Origin of the sequence: Streptomyces sp. S4.7 (genome assembly GCF_010384365.1) — a bacterium.
GTDB lineage: Bacteria > Actinomycetota > Actinomycetes > Streptomycetales > Streptomycetaceae > Streptomyces.
The window spans coordinates 2,794,263-2,810,842 of sequence record NZ_CP048397.1 but is presented as its reverse complement, the minus strand read 5'-3'; the positions used below and the strand labels follow the sequence as shown (position 1 = coordinate 2,810,842).

14 protein-coding genes and 1 pseudogene are annotated in these 16,580 nt (G+C 72.0%); 5 read left to right on the top strand and 10 right to left on the bottom strand.

The window, feature by feature from the left end:
* Window positions 1-95: 95 nt before the first annotated feature.
* Window positions 96-629: pseudogene (locus SSPS47_RS12260) on the top strand (hypothetical protein); the annotation flags it as partial.
* A 124-nt stretch (window positions 630-753) separates the two neighbouring features.
* On the opposite strand, the gene SSPS47_RS12255 reads toward SSPS47_RS12260, so the two are convergent.
* The 6 genes from SSPS47_RS12255 to SSPS47_RS12230 all read right to left on the bottom strand — a co-directional run bounded on the left by SSPS47_RS12255 (window position 754) and on the right by SSPS47_RS12230 (window position 6,102).
* Window positions 754-1,128 (bottom strand): hypothetical protein, encoded by a 375-nt coding sequence (locus SSPS47_RS12255; RefSeq protein WP_164250950.1) that lies wholly within the window; start codon window positions 1,126-1,128, stop codon window positions 754-756.
* Between the two features lie 123 nt (window positions 1,129-1,251).
* Window positions 1,252-1,713, bottom strand: coding sequence for a roadblock/LC7 domain-containing protein (locus tag SSPS47_RS12250; RefSeq protein ID WP_164250948.1), 462 nt, complete (start codon window positions 1,711-1,713; stop codon window positions 1,252-1,254).
* A complete protein-coding gene (locus tag SSPS47_RS12245; RefSeq protein WP_164250946.1) occupies window positions 1,710-2,534 on the bottom strand; it encodes a transcriptional regulator in 825 nt (274 codons plus the stop codon). The genes SSPS47_RS12250 and SSPS47_RS12245 overlap by 4 nt, the downstream gene beginning before the upstream one ends.
* Entirely contained in the window at window positions 2,531-2,968 is a 438-nt protein-coding gene (locus SSPS47_RS12240) for a hypothetical protein (protein ID WP_164250944.1), read from the bottom strand. The genes SSPS47_RS12245 and SSPS47_RS12240 overlap by 4 nt, the downstream gene beginning before the upstream one ends.
* 182 nt (window positions 2,969-3,150) lie before the next feature.
* Window positions 3,151-4,551, bottom strand: a complete 1,401-nt coding sequence (locus SSPS47_RS12235) for an APC family permease (RefSeq protein ID WP_164250942.1) — start codon at window positions 4,549-4,551, stop codon at window positions 3,151-3,153.
* Between the two features lie 108 nt (window positions 4,552-4,659).
* Entirely contained in the window at window positions 4,660-6,102 is a 1,443-nt protein-coding gene (locus tag SSPS47_RS12230) for a diaminopimelate decarboxylase (protein WP_164250940.1), read from the bottom strand.
* A 115-nt stretch (window positions 6,103-6,217) separates the two neighbouring features.
* Here SSPS47_RS12230 and hutU point away from each other — a divergent pair, with 115 nt between their 5' ends.
* The 4 genes from hutU to hutI are packed head-to-tail and all read left to right on the top strand — an operon-like array spanning window position 6,218 to window position 11,737.
* Entirely contained in the window at window positions 6,218-7,891 is a 1,674-nt protein-coding gene (hutU, locus tag SSPS47_RS12225; RefSeq protein ID WP_164250938.1) for a urocanate hydratase, read from the top strand.
* Entirely contained in the window at window positions 7,888-9,141 is a 1,254-nt protein-coding gene (locus SSPS47_RS12220) for an allantoate amidohydrolase (RefSeq protein WP_164250936.1), read from the top strand. Before hutU ends, SSPS47_RS12220 begins: the two co-directional genes overlap by 4 nt.
* Complete coding sequence (locus tag SSPS47_RS12215; RefSeq protein ID WP_164250934.1) at window positions 9,132-10,499, top strand: formimidoylglutamate deiminase; 1,368 nt, start codon at window positions 9,132-9,134, stop codon at window positions 10,497-10,499. Before SSPS47_RS12220 ends, SSPS47_RS12215 begins: the two co-directional genes overlap by 10 nt.
* 17 nt (window positions 10,500-10,516) lie before the next feature.
* Window positions 10,517-11,737 carry an imidazolonepropionase gene (hutI, locus tag SSPS47_RS12210; RefSeq protein ID WP_164250932.1) on the top strand — a complete coding sequence of 407 codons (1,221 nt, stop codon included), beginning with the start codon at window positions 10,517-10,519 and terminating at the stop codon, window positions 11,735-11,737.
* Window positions 11,738-11,992: 255 nt separating this feature from the next.
* Here hutI and SSPS47_RS12205 read toward each other — a convergent pair whose 3' ends face one another.
* The 4 genes from SSPS47_RS12205 to SSPS47_RS12190 form a co-directional block, all read right to left on the bottom strand.
* Complete coding sequence (locus SSPS47_RS12205) at window positions 11,993-13,261, bottom strand: family 16 glycosylhydrolase (protein ID WP_203557826.1); 1,269 nt, start codon at window positions 13,259-13,261, stop codon at window positions 11,993-11,995.
* Window positions 13,262-13,454: 193 nt separating this feature from the next.
* Window positions 13,455-14,660, bottom strand: a complete 1,206-nt coding sequence (locus SSPS47_RS12200; RefSeq protein ID WP_164254532.1) for a cytochrome P450 — start codon at window positions 14,658-14,660, stop codon at window positions 13,455-13,457.
* A 64-nt stretch (window positions 14,661-14,724) separates the two neighbouring features.
* Window positions 14,725-15,981 carry a cytochrome P450 gene (locus tag SSPS47_RS12195; RefSeq protein WP_164254533.1) on the bottom strand — a complete coding sequence of 419 codons (1,257 nt, stop codon included), beginning with the start codon at window positions 15,979-15,981 and terminating at the stop codon, window positions 14,725-14,727.
* A gap of 72 nt (window positions 15,982-16,053) precedes the next feature.
* Window positions 16,054-16,578: an ATP/GTP-binding protein gene (locus tag SSPS47_RS12190; RefSeq protein ID WP_239065253.1), complete on the bottom strand. Its 525-nt coding sequence runs from the start codon at window positions 16,576-16,578 to the stop codon at window positions 16,054-16,056.
* Between the last annotated feature and the right edge of the window lie 2 nt (window positions 16,579-16,580).

The window sequence follows — 16,580 nt, the reverse complement described above, 5'->3', positions numbered from 1 at the left end:
CAGGGAACGGCATTAGTCTGCCCGCCAAAACTTCTGTGAGGTTCTGTGAAGAGGAGGCGGCCGTGGGGCGCGCAGGACAGCAGTCGCTGGCACGGGTGACGGTGATCGTGAGGGCCGGTGCGGCCCCGATGTGGTGGCTGGGGATCCTTGCCGCCGCTGCCGGGGCGCTGATCCCCGGACCGACCGGCCGCTGGGTCGGGCTGTACATCGGGGCGGCGCTGTTCGTGCTGACCGCGGCGGTCGTCGCGGTCGTACGGCGCCGGCGGTACGACGGCTGGGCAGAAGCCGCGTCGCGCGCAGGGAAGTTCGACTATCTCCAGGACCGTTCGGTGACGCTGCGGGTCTGGCGGCGGGCCCGGGTGTGGTGGCTGGCCGGCGGGTTCCTCGCGGCGGTGGCCCTCTCGTTCGCCGTACCGGTGGCGGGCGGCGCGGTTCTCGCGGGCGCGGGCGCCGGGCTGTGGCTCAAGGCCCTGCTGCTCGGCCGCCGCGAGCGCGCGGGTGAGGAACTGCTGTGGGTCCGCACCGACTGGGCCGGGCGTGGCAGCCCCGTCGGCGAGAAGGTCAGGGGCTTCCGTACGACCGGGCTCGAAGCCGGGGACGCCGCGCCCGGTGGGGCGCGGCGACCGCGCGTCAAAAAGGCCAAGGGCGCCGGGCCGGCCAAGGACGCCAAGCCCGGAGCGGGCAAGGCGGCCGGAGCGGGCAAGGGGGGCAGGGCGACCGCGCCCGCGAAGGCCGAGGGGGAGGGGACCCCCGTCACACCTCCAGTTCGTTCTCGATCTTCTTGAGCTGGTGTCTGGCCATCGCCAGGTTCGCCCGCTGCTTGTCCAGCGCCAGATAGAGGAACAGACCGGTGTTCCCCCGTCCCTTGAGCAGCCGGATCAGGTGGTACTGGCTGCCGAGGGTGATCAGGATGTCCTCGATCTCGTCCTTGAGGCCCAGCATCTCCATGGTGCGCACCTTGGCGCGCACCACATCGGTGTTACCGGCGGCGGCGACCGTCAGATCGAGCTCCTTGCCGCCGCCGACGGTGCCGAGGGCCATGCCGCTGGTGTAGTCGACGAGGGCTGCCCCGACGGCGCCTTCGATGGAGGTCGTCGCTTCTTTGAGAGCCGCTTCGGTGTTGGCCATGGACGTCGCACTTCCTTTTCGTCTCTGAGGTATTCGTCTCTGAGGTATTCGGGTCTGAGTCGCCGGGGTCCGGGTCGTCGGGGTCCGCGCCGTTCGGGCGGGTGTTCCGCTGGAGGCCATGGGTCAGGTGTTCTCCGGTCGTTCGAGGGCGCTGTCGACCAGGGCGCCGATCCGGGCGCCGGACCGGCGGGCCTCCAGATGGAGCCGGCCGACGTTGATGCGCGGCTCGGCGAGCACGGTGAGGACGGCGGAGCCGCCCGCCGCGTACGTGGCCACATAGCCGCGCTCGCCCCTGATCAGCAGTTCGCGGAAGCCGCCCTGTCCCGTGCTGTCGGTCAGCCGCAGGGAGACGCCGAGCGCGGCGGCGGTCAGGGCGGCGACGCCCTCGGGGTCCGCGCCGGAGGCTCCCGCGCCCGGCCCCCCGCCGGTCAGTTCCTCGGCGAGGACCAGACCGTCGGTGCTCGCGGCCAGCGCGCCCGTGAGCTGGGGGAGACGGGCCCGCAGGCGCCGCAGCTCCCCCAGGACTTCGGCCTCCGCCGTCATCAGCTGTCTCCTCTCGCTGCGCAGCCGCAGGGCGCGTCTCACAGGTTTGCCTCCAACGCGTCACGGAGCCGGCGGAGCAGGGCGATGTCCGGGTCGGCCGAGACCTCGGCGATCCAGGCGGGAAGGGCGGGGCGTACGGGGCGGCCCCCGTGCCCGGAGCGGGACCCCGGCGGCGGATCGGGAGGCGTGTCGACCAGCCCGGCCGCCGCCAGCCGCCGAACCTCCAGCAGGGTGTGGAACGCCGGGCGGCCCAGGGCCCAGGCGATGGCCGCCGGGGTCCGTACGCCGTCGGCCAGCTCCAGCAGCGCGCGCTGCCGGCGGGTGACCGACTGGCCGGGCGCGGGCGTGCGGGGCACCACCGGCGCGCTGTCGACCGCCGGATACGGCCAGACCTGGTCGAGCAGTTCGCGGCGGCGCAGCGTCTCGCGTTCGACCGCCGCCGCCGGGACGGGGCGCACCGGGCCGATCCAGTGCCCGACGCCGTAGCGGAACCGGGTGGGGCCGCTGCCCGGGGCAAGTGCGAAGAACGCGGCGTCGTACAGCGCGCCGAGATGGCAGATCTCCAGCTCGCCGCCGCCGATCCGGCCGCTGTCGACGAGGAACCGCCCGACCTCGCGCCTGGCGCCGGCCTCGTCGATCGCCTGCTGCCAGCCCTCGGGCGGCAGCCGGCCGCCCGTGGTCAGCAGGATGTCGATGCCCGGCGCGGCGGGGCTCTCGGCGTGCACGACGCGTCCTTCGGCGAGATACAGGGTGCCGTGGTCGCGCAGGAGGGCGCCGGTGGCGCGCTCGTCGGCCAGCCGGACCAGCATGGGCGAGACGGGGGAGACGTGCGGTGCGACGGTGGCCGCCGTTTCGGCGTTCATGCCAGTACCAGCCGTTCGGCGAGCTGTTGGAGCCGGAGCCGGGCGAGCGCGAGATTCCCGGTGTCCCGGTCGAGCCACAGATGGAGGAAGACGCTGCTGTCGAAGGTCGTCTCGACGAACCGCAGGACGTGGTAGCCGGTACGGCTGGTGACGATCAGGTCCTCGACCGGCGGGCCCTTGCCGTCGCCCGCGGCCTCCCGTGTCGCGTCCGCGCCGGCCGGCCCCGCGACCGGCTCGGCGGCCGGGGCGAACGCCGGGTACTCCGCGGCGGCCCGCGCCAGTTCGGCGGTCTCGGTCGCGGTCGTCTCGTGGTCACCGCCCGGCGACTCGCCCGCCGTACCGAGCGCCAGGCCGCTGGTCCAGTCGACGATCGCCGCTCCGCGGGCGCCGGGCAGGGCCATGATCTCGTGCAGGCATGCGTCGATTCCGGGCACGCGGACTCCCCTCCCAGCCGGTCGTGCGTAAGGCACCGTCGTGCGGCAGTGACGGCGAGATTACGCAACGTCCCTACTCCGGAAGGGATTTCTGGCATTTTCCGTTGGAACATGCCCCGCGCGGATAGGGTCGGCGCACGGAGCGCCCGTGCCGGCGCCCCGTGCGGTGTGCTGCGCGCGCCCTACTTCTCCAACTCGCCGCCGGTCTTCGCGTGCTCCTCCGAACGTGCCTTGAGCACCAGCTTGTTGACCGCCCACAGCGCGATACCGATCGCGAGCAGCACACCGGCCCGGACGTAGACGTCGGCCGCGCGGTCGGCGAGCGGGCTGGCCAGGATCAGCGCGGTGACCGCGCCCAGCACGGGCACGATCGTCGGCGCGCGGAAGTGCTTGTGCGCGACCGGGTCGCGGCGCAGCACGAGCGCGGCGACGTTGACCACGAAGAACACGCACAGCAGCAGGAACGAGGTCGTGTCGCCGAGTCCCTGGATCTCGCCGGTCGACACCAGCCCGATGGCCAGGACGGAGACGAAGACGATGCCCACGACGGGCGTACGGCGCGCGGGGAGGACCCGGCCCATGGCCTTGGGCAGGATGCGTTCGTTGGCCATCCCGTAGCAGAGCCGCGAGGCCATCATGATGTTGATCAGCGCGGAGTTGGTGACGGCGAACAGCGCGATCAGCGCGAAGAGTTTCGGCGGGAAGTCGACGCCGCCGGCCTTCACGACCTCCAGCAGCGGTCCGCTGGAGCCCTCCAGGGTCTTGTGGTCCACCAGGAGTGAGGAGACGAGGGCGACCAGGACGTAGATGGTGCCGGTGACCGTGACGCCGATGAAGATGGCGCGCGGGAACGTACGGCTCGGATCCTTGGTCTCCTCGGCCATGTTGACCGAGTCCTCGAAGCCGACGAAGGCGAAGAAGGCGAGGGCTGTCGCACCGAGCACCCCGGTCATCAGCGAGAAGCCGGTGCCGCTCGCCTCGAAGTCGGTCAGCCGCGCCGGCTCGCCGTCACCCGACATGACGGCGTACGCGCCGATGCCGAGGATGATCGCCAGACCGCTCAGCTCGACCAGTGTCAGGACCACGTTGGTCTTCACGGACTCCGAGACGCCGCGCAGATTCAGCGCGGCGAGCGCGAGGATGAACAGGATCGCGATCAGGGTGGGCGGCACCGCGTCGGTGAACTCGGCCAGATAGTCGCCGCTGAACGCGCGGGCCGCGGCGCTCGCCGACGACAGGCCCGAGCACATCACCATGAAGGCGACGATGAAGGTCAGGAACGGGACCTTGAACGCCTTCTGCGTGTAGAGCGCGGCGCCGGCCGCCTTCGGGTACTTGCCGACGAGTTCCACGTAAGAGGCGGCCGTCAGGACCGCGACGACGAAGCCGATCGCGAACGGCAGCCAGAGCGCGCCGCCGACCCGGCCGGCGACCTGGCCGGTGGTGGCGTAGATGCCGGTGCCCAGGATGTCGCCGATGACGAAGAGGATCAGCAGTTTGGGGCCGAGGGCGCGTTTGAGTTCGGGTGCGTCCCCGGCCGGTCCCGGTGTGTCCGACGCCGTCGGTGTCTGAGATGCGGGCATGGAATGACCTCCCCCGATCGATGGTGGGAAGTGTTCTGCCCTGTGCGGCCGGGCTGATTCCTCTCCGGTCCCGCTCCGCCCCTCTTCCGCTTCGTCCGGGGGCGGTGGTCAGTCCCGGACGAGGGCGTCCGGGTGCCCGCCGCCCGACTCGGCGACGATCTCCGCAACGGTCTGCGGCGCCCGTACGGTGGCGAACCGCACGCCGTGCGCCGTCGGGTCCGTCCCCGGCGTCGTGAAGCCGTGGATGCCGGGCCGGGCAAGGCTGTTGTACGCGTAGTGGTTGGCGAAGTAGTACGCGCCGGTGTCCAGGGCCGCGACGAGATCGCCCTGTTCCAGCAGCGGCAGCGGCCGGTCGGTGGCCAGGACGTCACCCGCGAAGCACGCCGGGCCCGCGATGTCCTGGGCGACGTCCGGGCCGTCCTTGGGCCGGCCCCCGGCGTCGTACGCGGCGATCCGCAGCGGCCAGGACTCCGGGTTGTAGACGGTACGGGTGGCGACCTGCACGCCCGCGTGGGTGACGGCGATGGGACGGCCGCCGGCGGACTTCGCGTACTCGACGCGGGCCAGCACCGTGCCGTGCTTGGCGAGCAGGGAGCGGCCGAACTCGGTGACGAGCCCGTAGCGGCCGTCGAACAGGCCGGGGACGGTGGACCTCAGCAGCCGGGCGTACTCGGCGTGGGTGGGGGTCTCCTCGTCGGAGGAGAAGTTGACCGGGAGGCCGCCGCCGATGTCGATGGTGTCGACCTGTTGCCGGCCGGCCGCCGTGTTGATCTCCTCGGCCAGGTCGTGAACGGTCCGCACGCCCTCGGCCATCAGGGCGAGCGGGACGCCCTGGGAGCCGGAGTGGGCGTGCAGCCGGGTCAGCCAGGGCCGGTCCAGGAACGCCTGTACGACCCATGCGCGGGCACCCTCGTCGCGCAGCGCGACGCCGAACTTCGACGTGGCGGTCGCCGTGGACAGGGCGCCGATGGAGCCGCTGCCGGTCTGCGGGTTGACCCGCAGACCGATCGGGGAGCCGGTGGGCGCCGAGGGCAGGAGCGCGAGGAGCGCGTCGAGACGGGTGAGTTCCTGTGGGTTGTCGGCGTTGACGGCGATACCGAGCGCCAGTGCTTCGCGCAGTTCGGCGGGCGTCTTGGCGGGCGAGTCGAGGACGGTGTGGTCGGGGCGTATCCCGGCGGCGCGCGCCAGCCCCAGCTCGCCGGGGCTCGCGACCTCGGCGCCGATGCCCTCGGCGTGCAGCAGGCGCAGGACGGGCACGAGCGGCGCCGCCTTCACGGCGAACGCGTGCAGCACGCGGGTGCCGGGGGCGGCGACGGCCGCGAACGCGGCGTGCAGCGCGGCGGCGGATGCGCGGATGCCCGCCACGTCGAGGAGCGCGACGACGGGAGCGGCCTCGGTGAGGAGCCCCTGTTCGACGGCGGCCCGTACGGCGAGATCGCGCCTGCCGGCGGCGTCCGCGGGCAGGGACCCGCGCCTGCCTGCGGCGTCCGCGCGCCCCTGCCCCTCGTAGTCGTTGCCGGCTTCCTCGTCCTTGCGGATGTCCTCGACCATGCGTGTCAGCCAATCATCCGGCCGCCGGTTACTCCACTGTTGACTACATCTATTCACCCGGCGAGGATGTGAATAGTTTGACCAACAGTGGAGCAGCGACGGAGGAGGCACCGCCATGTCAGGACCCCGACCCGTACGGGCACCGCGCGGTACGGAACTGAGCGCCCTGGGATGGCACCAGGAGGCCGCCCTCCGCATGCTCCAGAACAACCTCGACCCCGAGGTCGCCGAACACCCCGACCAGCTGGTGGTCTACGGCGGCACGGGAAAGGCCGCGCGGGACTGGCGCTCGTTCGACGCGATGACGCGCACGCTGCGGACGCTGAAGCAGGACGAGACGATGCTCGTCCAGTCCGGCCGCCCGGTGGGTGTGATGCAGACCCACGAGTGGGCGCCGCGCGTGCTGATCGCCAACTCCAACCTTGTCGGCGACTGGGCCAACTGGGAGGAGTTCCGTCGGCTGGAACAGCTCGGCCTCACCATGTACGGCCAGATGACCGCCGGTTCCTGGATCTACATCGGCACGCAGGGCATCCTCCAGGGCACGTACGAGACGTTCGCCGCCGTCGCCGCGAGGAGTTTTGGCGGCACGCTCGCCGGGACGATCACGCTCACCGCCGGGCTCGGCGGGATGGGCGGCGCGCAGCCGCTGGCCGTCACCATGAACGACGGTGTCGCGATCTGTATCGACTGCGATCCGCGCGCCATCGACCGCCGTATCGAGCACCGCTTCCTCGATGTGCGCGCCGACTCCCTGGAGCACGCGCTCCAGCTCGCCACCGAGGCCCGTGACGCGCGCCGGCCGCTCTCCATCGGGCTGCTCGGCAACGCGGCGGAACTCCTGCCCCGGATGCTGGCGGAAGGCGCGCCGGTCGACATCGTCACCGACCAGACGTCGGCGCACGACCCGCTGGCCTATCTGCCGCTCGGCGTCGACTTCGACGACATGGCGTCGTACGCCGCCGAGAAGCCGGCCGACTTCACGCTGCGGGCCCGCGAGTCCATGGCGCGGCACGTGGAGGCGATGGTGGGCTTCATGGACGCGGGCGCCGAGGTCTTCGACTACGGCAACTCCATCCGGGGCGAGGCCCAACTGGCGGGATACGACCGGGCGTTCGCCTTTCCCGGATTCGTACCCGCCTACATCAGGCCGCTGTTCTGCGAAGGCCGGGGGCCGTTCCGCTGGGCGGCGCTCTCCGGCGAGGCGTCGGACATCCACAAGACCGACAAGGCGATCCTGGAGCTCTTTCCCGAGGGCGACTCCCTCCAGAACGCGTCCCTGCACCGCTGGATCAAGATGGCCGGCGAACGCGTCCACTTCCAGGGCCTGCCCGCGCGTATCTGCTGGCTCGGCCTCGGCGAGCGCGACAGGGCGGGTGAGCGCTTCAACGACATGGTCGCGAGCGGCGAACTCGCCGCGCCGGTCGTCATCGGCCGCGACCACCTGGACGCCGGGTCGGTGGCGTCCCCGTACCGCGAGACCGAGGCGATGCTCGACGGCTCGGACGCGATCGCCGACTGGCCGCTGCTGAACGCCATGGTGAACGTCGCCTCCGGAGCCTCCTGGGTCTCCATCCACCACGGCGGCGGCGTCGGCATGGGCCGCTCGATCCACGCCGGCCAGGTGACGGTCGCGGACGGAACGGAACTGGCCGGCGACAAGATCCGCCGCGTCCTGACGAACGACCCGGCCATGGGCGTCATCCGCCACGTCGACGCCGGCTACGACCTCGCGGAGTCGGCCGCCACCGATCGCGGCGTCCGCGTCCCGATGCGGGAGGGCGAATGACCCACCCCCCGACCCCGGACCGGAACCCGGACCCGGACCGCCAGCTCTCCTTCCAGGAGATGTGGCGGGAGCTCGCGCCCATCGGGCGGGACGCCGGCAGCCGGGGGTACCGGCGGTACGCCTGGAGCGGCGCCGACCGGGACTGCCGGGAGTGGTTCCGGGGGCAGGCCGAGGCGCGGGGGCTGGTGTACGAGACCGACCGCAACGGCAACCAGTGGGGGTGGCTCGGTGACCCCCACGGCGGGGACGCCGTCGTCATCGGGTCGCACCTGGACTCCGTGCCCGACGGCGGTGCCTTCGACGGGCCGCTCGGCGTGGTCTCCTCCCTCGCCGCGCTCGACGAACTCCGCCGCAGGGGAGCGGAGTTCACCCGGCCGGTCGCCGTCACCAACTTCGGTGACGAGGAGGGCGCCCGGTTCGGGCTCGCCTGTGTCGGCTCCCGGCTCACCGCAGGACAACTCGGTGTCGCGCAGGCGCACGCCCTGTGCGACGGCGACGGTGTCCCGCTGCCGCGCGCCATGGAGGCGGCCGGGTACGACCCGGACGCCATCGGGCCCGACCCCGAACGCCTCGCCCGGATCGGCGCGTTCGTCGAACTGCACGTCGAGCAGGGGCGCGCGCTCGACCTGACCGGTGATCCCGTCGGTATCGCCTCCTCCATCTGGCCGCACGGCCGCTGGCGCTTCGACTTCCACGGCGAGGCCAACCACGCCGGCACCACCCGCCTCGCCGACCGCCGGGACCCGATGCTCAGCTACGCGCAGACCGTCCTCGCCGCCCGCCGCGAGGCGGAACTCGCCGGTGCGCTCGCCACCTTCGGCAAGATCGCCGTCGAGCCCAACGGCGTCAACGCCATCCCCTCCCTCGTGCGCGGCTGGCTCGACTCCCGAGCCGCCGACCAGGCCACCCTGGACACCGTCGTCACCGCGATCGAGGCGGCGGCCCACGAGCACGCCGAGGCCGCGGGCATCGAGCTGCGGGTCGTACGGGAATCCTTCACGCCCGTTGTCGAATTCGCGCACGCCCTGCGCGACGAGCTCGGCAGGATCCTCGGCGGCCGGCTCCCCGTGCTCGGCACGGGCGCCGGTCACGACGCGGGTATTTTGTCCGGATCCATTCCGACCGCCATGCTGTTCGTACGCAACCCCACCGGCGTCTCGCACTCCCCGGCCGAATTCGCGGCCGAGGACGACTGCGTGGCCGGGGTCCTCGCACTCGCCGACGTACTGGAAGGGCTGGCGTGCACGTGACCACGTACTGGCTGGAGCACGCCTGGCTCGGCACGCACGTCGAACCAGGCGTGACCGTGACCGTCGCCGACGGCCGGATCACCGACGTCCGCACCGGGGACGACACCCCGCCGCCCGGCGCCACGGCCCTGCGCGGGATCACACTCCCCGGCCTGGCCAACACGCACTCGCACGCCTTCCACCGCGCGCTGCGAGGCAAGGTCCAGGTCGGCTCCGGCACCTTCTGGACCTGGCGCGAGATGATGTACCGGGCCGCGGCCAGGCTCACCCCGGACAACTACCACGCGCTCGCCCGCGCCGTGTACGCCGAGATGGCGCTCGCCGGTATCACCGCCGTCGGCGAGTTCCACTATCTGCACCACGCCCCTGGGGGAACGCCCTACGACAATCCCAACGCGATGGGCGAGGCGCTGATCGCCGCCGCCGCCGACGCCGGGATCCGGATCACCCTCCTCGACACCGCCTATCTCTCCTCCGGCATCTCCAAACGCCGCGGCGGCAAGCCCCCGGACCGGCACCAGGTCCGCTTCTCCGACGGCACCGCGCACGCCTGGGCGGAACGCGTGTCCGACCTCGCGGCCCGGTACGCCAAGGACGACGGCCACGTCCGGATCGGCGCCGCCATCCACTCCGTACGCGCCGTGCCCGCCGAACAGCTGTCCACCGTCGCCGAATGGGCCGAGGCGCGGCAGGCCCCGCTCCATGTCCATCTCTCCGAACAGACCGCCGAGAACGACGCCTGCCTCGCCACCCACGGCCGCACCCCCGCCCGTCTCCTCGCCGACCACGGCGTCCTCGGCCCCCGCACCACCGGTGTCCACAACACCCACCTCACCGACGAGGACATCACCCTGCTGGGCTCCACCCGCACCGGCACCTGCATGTGCCCCACCACGGAACGCGACCTCGCCGACGGCATCGGCCCCGCGGCGCGCCTCCAGCTCGCCGGCTCCCCGCTGTCGCTGGGCAGCGACAGCCACGCCGTGATCGACATTCTCGAAGAGGCCCGCGCGCTGGAACTCAACGAACGCCTGCGCTCCCGCACACGCGGCCACTGGACGGCCGCCGCGCTCGTCACCGCCGCCACGGCCGACGGTCACGCGGCCCTCGGCAGACCCGAAGGGGGCCGGATCGAGCGCGGCGCGCTCGCCGACCTCGTCACCGTCGCCCTGGACTCCGTCAGAACAGCGGGGCAAGTACCCCGACTGGGCGCGGAGATCGCCGTATTCGCCGCGACAGCCGCCGACGTGCGCCACACGGTCGTGGCCGGCCGCCATCTCGTACGCGACGGTGCGCACACCCTGATCCCCGACGTGCCAGAAGCACTCGCCCGGTCGATCGCGGCCGTACGCGGCTGAAGGAGAGCATCCCCACGATGACGTCCACGAACGCGCACACCACACCCGCGAACACGCCCGCGAGCACACCCACCACCGCCGTCACCAACATCGCCGCTCTGGTCACCAACGACCCCTCCCTCGGTGACGGATCCCCCATCGGTCTGATCCAGGACGCGACCGTCGTCATCGGCGGCGACCGCGTCGTCTGGGTCGGTGAATCAAGCAAAGCACCCGCCACTGACAACGCGGTCGACGCCGGCGGCCGGGCCGCCGTCCCCGGCTTCGTCGACTCCCACTCCCACCTCGTCTTCGCCGGCGACCGCACCCAGGAGTTCAACGCCCGCATGTCGGGCCGCCCCTACTCCGCCGGCGGCATCCGCACCACCGTCGCCGCGACCCGCGCCGCCACCGACGACGAGCTGAGCGCCAACGTCGAGAAGTACCTGGCGGAGGGCCTCCGCCAGGGCACCACCACCCAGGAGACCAAGTCCGGCTACGGCCTCACCGTCGCCGACGAGGCACGCGCGCTGCGCGTCGCGGCCCGGCACACGGACGAGGTCACCTACCTCGGCGCCCACATCGTCGCCCCCGAACTCGCCGACGACCCCGCCGCCTACGTCGCCCTCGTCACCGGTGACATGCTCGACGCCTGCACCCCGTACGCCCGTTGGGTCGACGTCTTCTGCGAGAAGGGCGCCTTCGACGGCGACCAGGCGCGCGCGATCCTCACCGCGGGCGCGGCGAAGGGTCTGGTTCCGCGCGTCCACGCCAACCAGTTGTCGTACGGCCCCGGCGTCCAGCTCGCCGTCGAGCTGGACGCCGCGTCCGCCGACCACTGCACCCACCTCACCGACGCGGACGTCGACGCGCTCGCCCACTCGCGCACGGTGGCGACGCTGCTGCCCGGCGCCGAGTTCTCCACCCGCGCCCAGTGGCCGGACGCCCGCCGCCTGCTCGACGCGGGCGCCACCGTCGCGCTGTCCACCGACTGCAACCCCGGCTCGTCCTTCACCTCGTCGATGGCCTTCTGCATCGCCCTCGCCGTACGCGACATGGGGATGACGCCCGACGAGGCGATCTGGTCGGCCACGGCGGGCGGCGCCGCCGCGCTGCGCCGCACCGACGTCGGACGCCTCGCACCCGGCGCCCGCGCCGACCTCGTCCTGCTCGACGCCCCGAGCCATGTCCATCTCGCCTACCGGCCGGGAGTCCCGCTGACCCACGCGGTCTGGCGGGCCGGCGAACGCGTGCCCTAGGGTCTGTCGTTTGGATCATTCCGGGCTCGCGGTCCCCGGCACGCACGCCCGCCGCGTTGTCGTCGGTCGGCATGGCTCCGCCATGCCTCCCTCCTCCGCCTTGCGGTCGCACGCACCGGACCCCGCTCCCTGATCCGGCCTGATCCAAACGACAGGCCCTAGGTCCGTCGGAACGCATCCGGAACGCGCGAACCCCGGTGGCGGGCAAGGGACTTGCCGCGCTGCCGGGGCCGCCCGATCAGGAGTACGTCACCGCTACGCGTTCACCGACCACTTCTGGTTGGCCGCGCCCGTGCACGTCCAGAGCTGGGCCCGTGCCCCGTTGGTCGCGGCGCCGCCGGTCACGTCCATGCATTTGTCCGCCTGGATGTTCACGACATCGTTCGCACCCGACACGGCCCAGCGTTGATTGCCCGTGCCCGCGCAGTCCCAGAGCTGGAGCTGCGCGCCGTTCGCGGTGCTGTTGTCCTTCACGTCCAGGCACTTGCCGAGCGCCCGCAGCGAGTCGTTGGCGCCCCGGCTCCACTGCTGCGCGGCCGAGCCGTTGCAGTCGTAGAGCTGAACAGGCGTCCCGTTGGCCGGATTCGCCGCCGCCACGTCCAGGCACTTGCCGCCGAGGCCGGTGATCGAGCCACCGGTGCCTCCGCCGCCGTCGGTGGTGACCCGCACGTAGTCGACGGTCAGGGTGCTCGGGAAGGGCGTGCTGCCGTTGGGGTCACCGGGCCAGTAGCCGCCCACGGCGAGGTTGAGGATCAGGAAGAACGGCTTGTTGAACACCCACTCCCGGCCGCCCAGATCGGCGGGCGTACGGGTCTGGAAGACGTTGCCGTCGACCGACCAGCGGATGGAGTTGGGCGACCAGTCGATCGCGAAGGTGTGGAAGGCGTCGGCGAACGCCTGGCCGCCGGGGAGGGTGTAGCCGGCGCCGATGCCGCCCGAGCCCGAGTAACCGGGGCCGTGCAGCGTGCCGTGGACCGTGCCGGGCTCGAAGCCGACGTTCTCCATGATGTCGATCTCGCCGCTGTTGGGCCAGCCGACCTGGCCCATGTTGTTGCCGAGCATCCAGAACGCGGGCCACATGCCCTGGCCGCGCGGGATCTTCATCCGGGCCTCGACCCGCCCGTACTGCGCCGTGAACTTGCCCGCGGTGTTGAGCCGGGCGGAGGTGTACTCGCAACGGCCGTACCAGCACTGGTAGTTGCCGGGGTTGTCCTTGCGGGCGGTGATGACGAGATTGCCCTGGCCGTCGAGGGCGGCGTTGTTGTTGCCCGCCGTGTAGTACTGCCGTTCGTGGTTGTTGACGTTGTCGCCGGTCTCGATCTGCCATCTACTGCCGTTGACGGCCGATCCGGCGGGTCCGTCGAAGTTCTCGTCGAACGTCACGGCCATGGGCGCGGCGCTCGCGGCGTCGACGCGGGGCTCGGGGGTGGGCGCCGCTCCGGCGGGCCCGGCGGTGGCCACGCTCGTACAGCAGAGAAGAGCCAGGGCGTACAGCGTCACACGACGCCGCAGGGGGGTTCGCACAGGTCATCACTTCACTTCTTGTGGAGGCATGAGCATGGCATTCGGGGCGATGGAACGCGGGGTTGAACCCGGTTATTTCAATACTTGATTTAAGGGAGGGCGGGAGGGGCCGTCAAGGCGTTGGTATGGACCAAAGTTCCTGACTGCCCGTCACCCGACCTCCCCTGGTGCGGCCTCCACCGCCCCTGGGCAACTACCGCAATGTGACCGGCAGTTGCTGCACGCTGTTGCCCACGAAACTCGCGTGGCGCGGCAGTTCCGCATCCGTGACCGCGACGTCGAGGTTCGGGAAGCGCGCGAACAGCCGCTCCAGCGCGATCGTCGCCTCCATCCGGGCGAGCGAGGACCCGAGACAGAAGTGGGCGCCGTGCCCGAGCGAGAGATGGCGGGCGGTCGGGCCCGTGTGCCTGGTGAGGTCGAACACGTCCGCGTCCTCGCCGTGCGCGGCCTTGTCGCGGCCCGCCGCCGAGTAGCCCGCGAGCACCGGCGTCCCCCGCGGGATCACCGTGCCGTCCACGGTCAGGTCACGGGTCGGGTAGCGGAACGGGAAGAAGCTCACCGGGCTGTCCCAGCGCAGGGTCTCCTCGACCACGTCCGACCAGCTCGCCTTGCCGTACAGGACCAGTTCGAGCTGATCGCGGTGGCGGCACAGCGCGCGCACCGCGTTGGTGATCAGATTCAGCGTCGTCTCGTGCCCCGCGATGATCATCAGGAGCAGCGTGCCGATGAGTTCGTGCCCGCTCAGCCGGTCGCCGTCCTCCTCGCGCACCGCGATCAGCGCGCTCGTCAGGTCCTCGCCGGGCTTCTCGGTACGGGAGGCGGCCACCGCGCCCAGGACGGCCACGATCTCCCGGTTGGCCGCCATCGCGTCCTCGGGGGCGATGTCGGTCGCGACGATCTGGTTCGACAGATGGTGCAGCCGGTCCTGGTACTCCGCGTCCACGCCCAGCAGTTCACAGATCACGCCCATCGGCAGCGGCAGCGCGAAGTGCTCGCGCAGGTCGATCGCCTGCTCCCCGTCGCCCGCCGCCTCCAGGGCGTCCAGCAGCTCCGCGGTGACCTCCTCCACCCGGCCGCGCAGGGCCTCCACCCGCCGCGTCGTGAACGCCTTGCTCACCAGCGAGCGCAGCCGCCGGTGGTCGTCGCCGTCCGCCGTCGTCATGCCCTGCACGGTCGCGAACGTCTTCAGCGGCCACCCGTCGGGGATCAGCCCGTCCTGGAGCGCGGTGAAGTGCGTGGCGCCCTTGGCGACATCGGGGTGGGAAAGGAACTCCTTCAGCGCGTCGTGCCCGATGACGGCCATGGCCCCGACGTCGCCGGGGAGTACGACGGGGGCCACCGCGCCCCGCGCGAGCAGGCGCGCGTTCGCGGCGTGCGGGCAGCCGCCGGACGGGTCCATCCGGTGCGGTGCGGTGCCGGACGTCTCGGGGGTGGTGCTCGGCTCGGGGCTCAACAGGCTCTCCTCAACTCCGCGTCGCCCGCGCGTCACGGGGCAACTGCGGCTCGGTGAAGCGGACGGGCAGGGCCGCCAGGCCCTTGCTCCAGGGCGATTTGATCCAGGCCAACTCGTGTTCCGGCACGGCCAGTTCGAGATCCGGCAGCCGGTGCCTGATCGTGTCGACCGCGGTACGCGTGATCAGCCTGGCCGGGTCCTGGGCCGGGCAGGTGTGCGGCCCGGCCCCGAACGCCAGATGGGACCGGTTGCCGACGACGGGCGTGCCGTCCTCCGGCAGGATGCCGGGGTCGGCGTTCGCCGCCGCCAGACCGAGGATCAGCATGTCCCCGGACCGGATCTCCCGGCCGCCGAACCGCAGGTCGCGGGTGGCGTACCGGGCGGGGAAGTTCTGCGTCGGCGGGAAGCGCCACAGCACCAGGTCCAGCGCGTCGTCGACGCTCAGATGACCGCCGCTGAGCGAGGACCGGAACGCCGGGTCGCACAGCAGGATGCGCAGGGTGGTGGCGATCCAGTTCACCGTGGTCTGGTTGCCCGCGACGAACATCACGACCAGGTTGTGCAGCACCTCCTCGTCCGTCAGCCGCGCCGGATGGTGCAGCAGCGCGGACGTCACGTCGTTGCCGGGGCGGTGCCGCTTCTCCTCGATCAGGGCGAGCAGGATCGCGCCCATCCGCTTGCTGGCGTCGGCGGAGTCGGCGTTCGCCACCACCAGCCCCGCGATGGCCTGGACGAGCTTCTGCCCCGTCTGCTCGTCGAGCCCGAGCAGACCGGTGATCACCATCAGCGGCAGCTTGCGCGCGTAGTCGGAGACCAGATCCGCCCGCTTGCCGTCGGCGAACTCCGCGATGAGGCGCTCGGCCGTCGCCCGTACGCCGCGCCGCAGTTCGTGCCCGTTGATCCGGCCCAGCGCGTCCGACACGGCCGCCCGCATCCGGCGGTGCTGCTGACCGTCCGCGAACAGCAGCGCCGGCCGCCAGCCGACCATCGGCAGGATCGGCGAGTCCGCGGGCACCCGGCCCTCGCGCAGCAGGCTCCAGCGGCGCGGGTCGTGCGAGAAGTCCTGCTCCTCACGGGTCAGCCGCAGCACCTCGCGGTGCCCGATCACCAGCCACGCCTCGATGCCGGGCGCGACGGTGACGGGGGCCACCGGGCCGTACTCGGCGCGCAGCCGCTCGTACAGGCGCGGCATCCCGTCACCGTCGAGCTGCTCGCCGTAGATCGGCGTCGCGGGCGAGTGTGCCGACAGCGGCAAGGGCGCCGACATGGGCCCGTGCCCGGGCGCGGGCGTCGGTGTGGGCGTGGTCATCTGCACTCCGTGGTCATACGGGCTCCGTCGTCATGAGGACTCGGCGGCGAGGACTAGATGGCGTACGAGGGCGATGAGCGCCATGACCGAGGACCGCTCGTCCCGCGCGTCGCAGGACACCAGCGGTGTGTCCGGCAGCAGGTCGAGCGCCGCGCGCAGCTCGGCGTCGCTGTGCGTGGGGCTGCCCGGGAAGACGTTGACGGCGACCGCGAACGGCAGTCCCAGGTCCTCCAGATGGCCGAGCGCGTCGAACGAAGAGGTCAGATCGCGGGTGTCCACGAGGGCGAGCGCCCCGAGCGCGCCCCGCGCCAGATCGCGCCAGGCGGGCAGGAAGCGCTGCTGCCCCGGTGTGCCGAAGAGGTAGAGGACCAGCTCGCCGTCGATCGTCATACGGCCGAAGTCCAGCGCGACGGTGGTGGTGGCCTTGGCCTGGTCGACCGTCACGTCGACGGAGGCGCCGGCCTTGGTCATGACGGCCTCGGTGCTGAGCGGTTTGATCTCGGAGACCGTACCGATGAACGTCGTCTTGCCGACGCCCAGCGGCCCGACGACCATGA

Excerpts from the sequence above, each read along its gene's own strand:
- SSPS47_RS12245 (WP_164250946.1), bottom strand. The coding sequence starts at position 2,534 with ATGAACGCCGAAACGGCGGCCACCGTCGCACCGCACGTCTCCCCCGTC.
- SSPS47_RS12220 (WP_164250936.1), top strand. The coding sequence starts at position 7,888 with ATGACCCACCCCCCGACCCCGGACCGGAACCCGGACCCGGACCGCCAG.
- SSPS47_RS12200 (WP_164254532.1), bottom strand. The coding sequence starts at position 14,660 with ATGGACCCGTCCGGCGGCTGCCCGCACGCCGCGAACGCGCGCCTGCTC.
- hutI (WP_164250932.1), top strand. The coding sequence starts at position 10,517 with ATGACGTCCACGAACGCGCACACCACACCCGCGAACACGCCCGCGAGC.
- SSPS47_RS12235 (WP_164250942.1), bottom strand. The coding sequence starts at position 4,551 with ATGCCCGCATCTCAGACACCGACGGCGTCGGACACACCGGGACCGGCC.
- hutU (WP_164250938.1), top strand. The coding sequence starts at position 6,218 with ATGTCAGGACCCCGACCCGTACGGGCACCGCGCGGTACGGAACTGAGC.
- SSPS47_RS12255 (WP_164250950.1), bottom strand. The coding sequence starts at position 1,128 with ATGGCCAACACCGAAGCGGCTCTCAAAGAAGCGACGACCTCCATCGAA.
- SSPS47_RS12230 (WP_164250940.1), bottom strand. The coding sequence starts at position 6,102 with ATGGTCGAGGACATCCGCAAGGACGAGGAAGCCGGCAACGACTACGAG.
- SSPS47_RS12190 (WP_239065253.1), bottom strand. The coding sequence starts at position 16,578 with ATGGTCGTCGGGCCGCTGGGCGTCGGCAAGACGACGTTCATCGGTACG.
- SSPS47_RS12195 (WP_164254533.1), bottom strand. The coding sequence starts at position 15,981 with ATGTCGGCGCCCTTGCCGCTGTCGGCACACTCGCCCGCGACGCCGATC.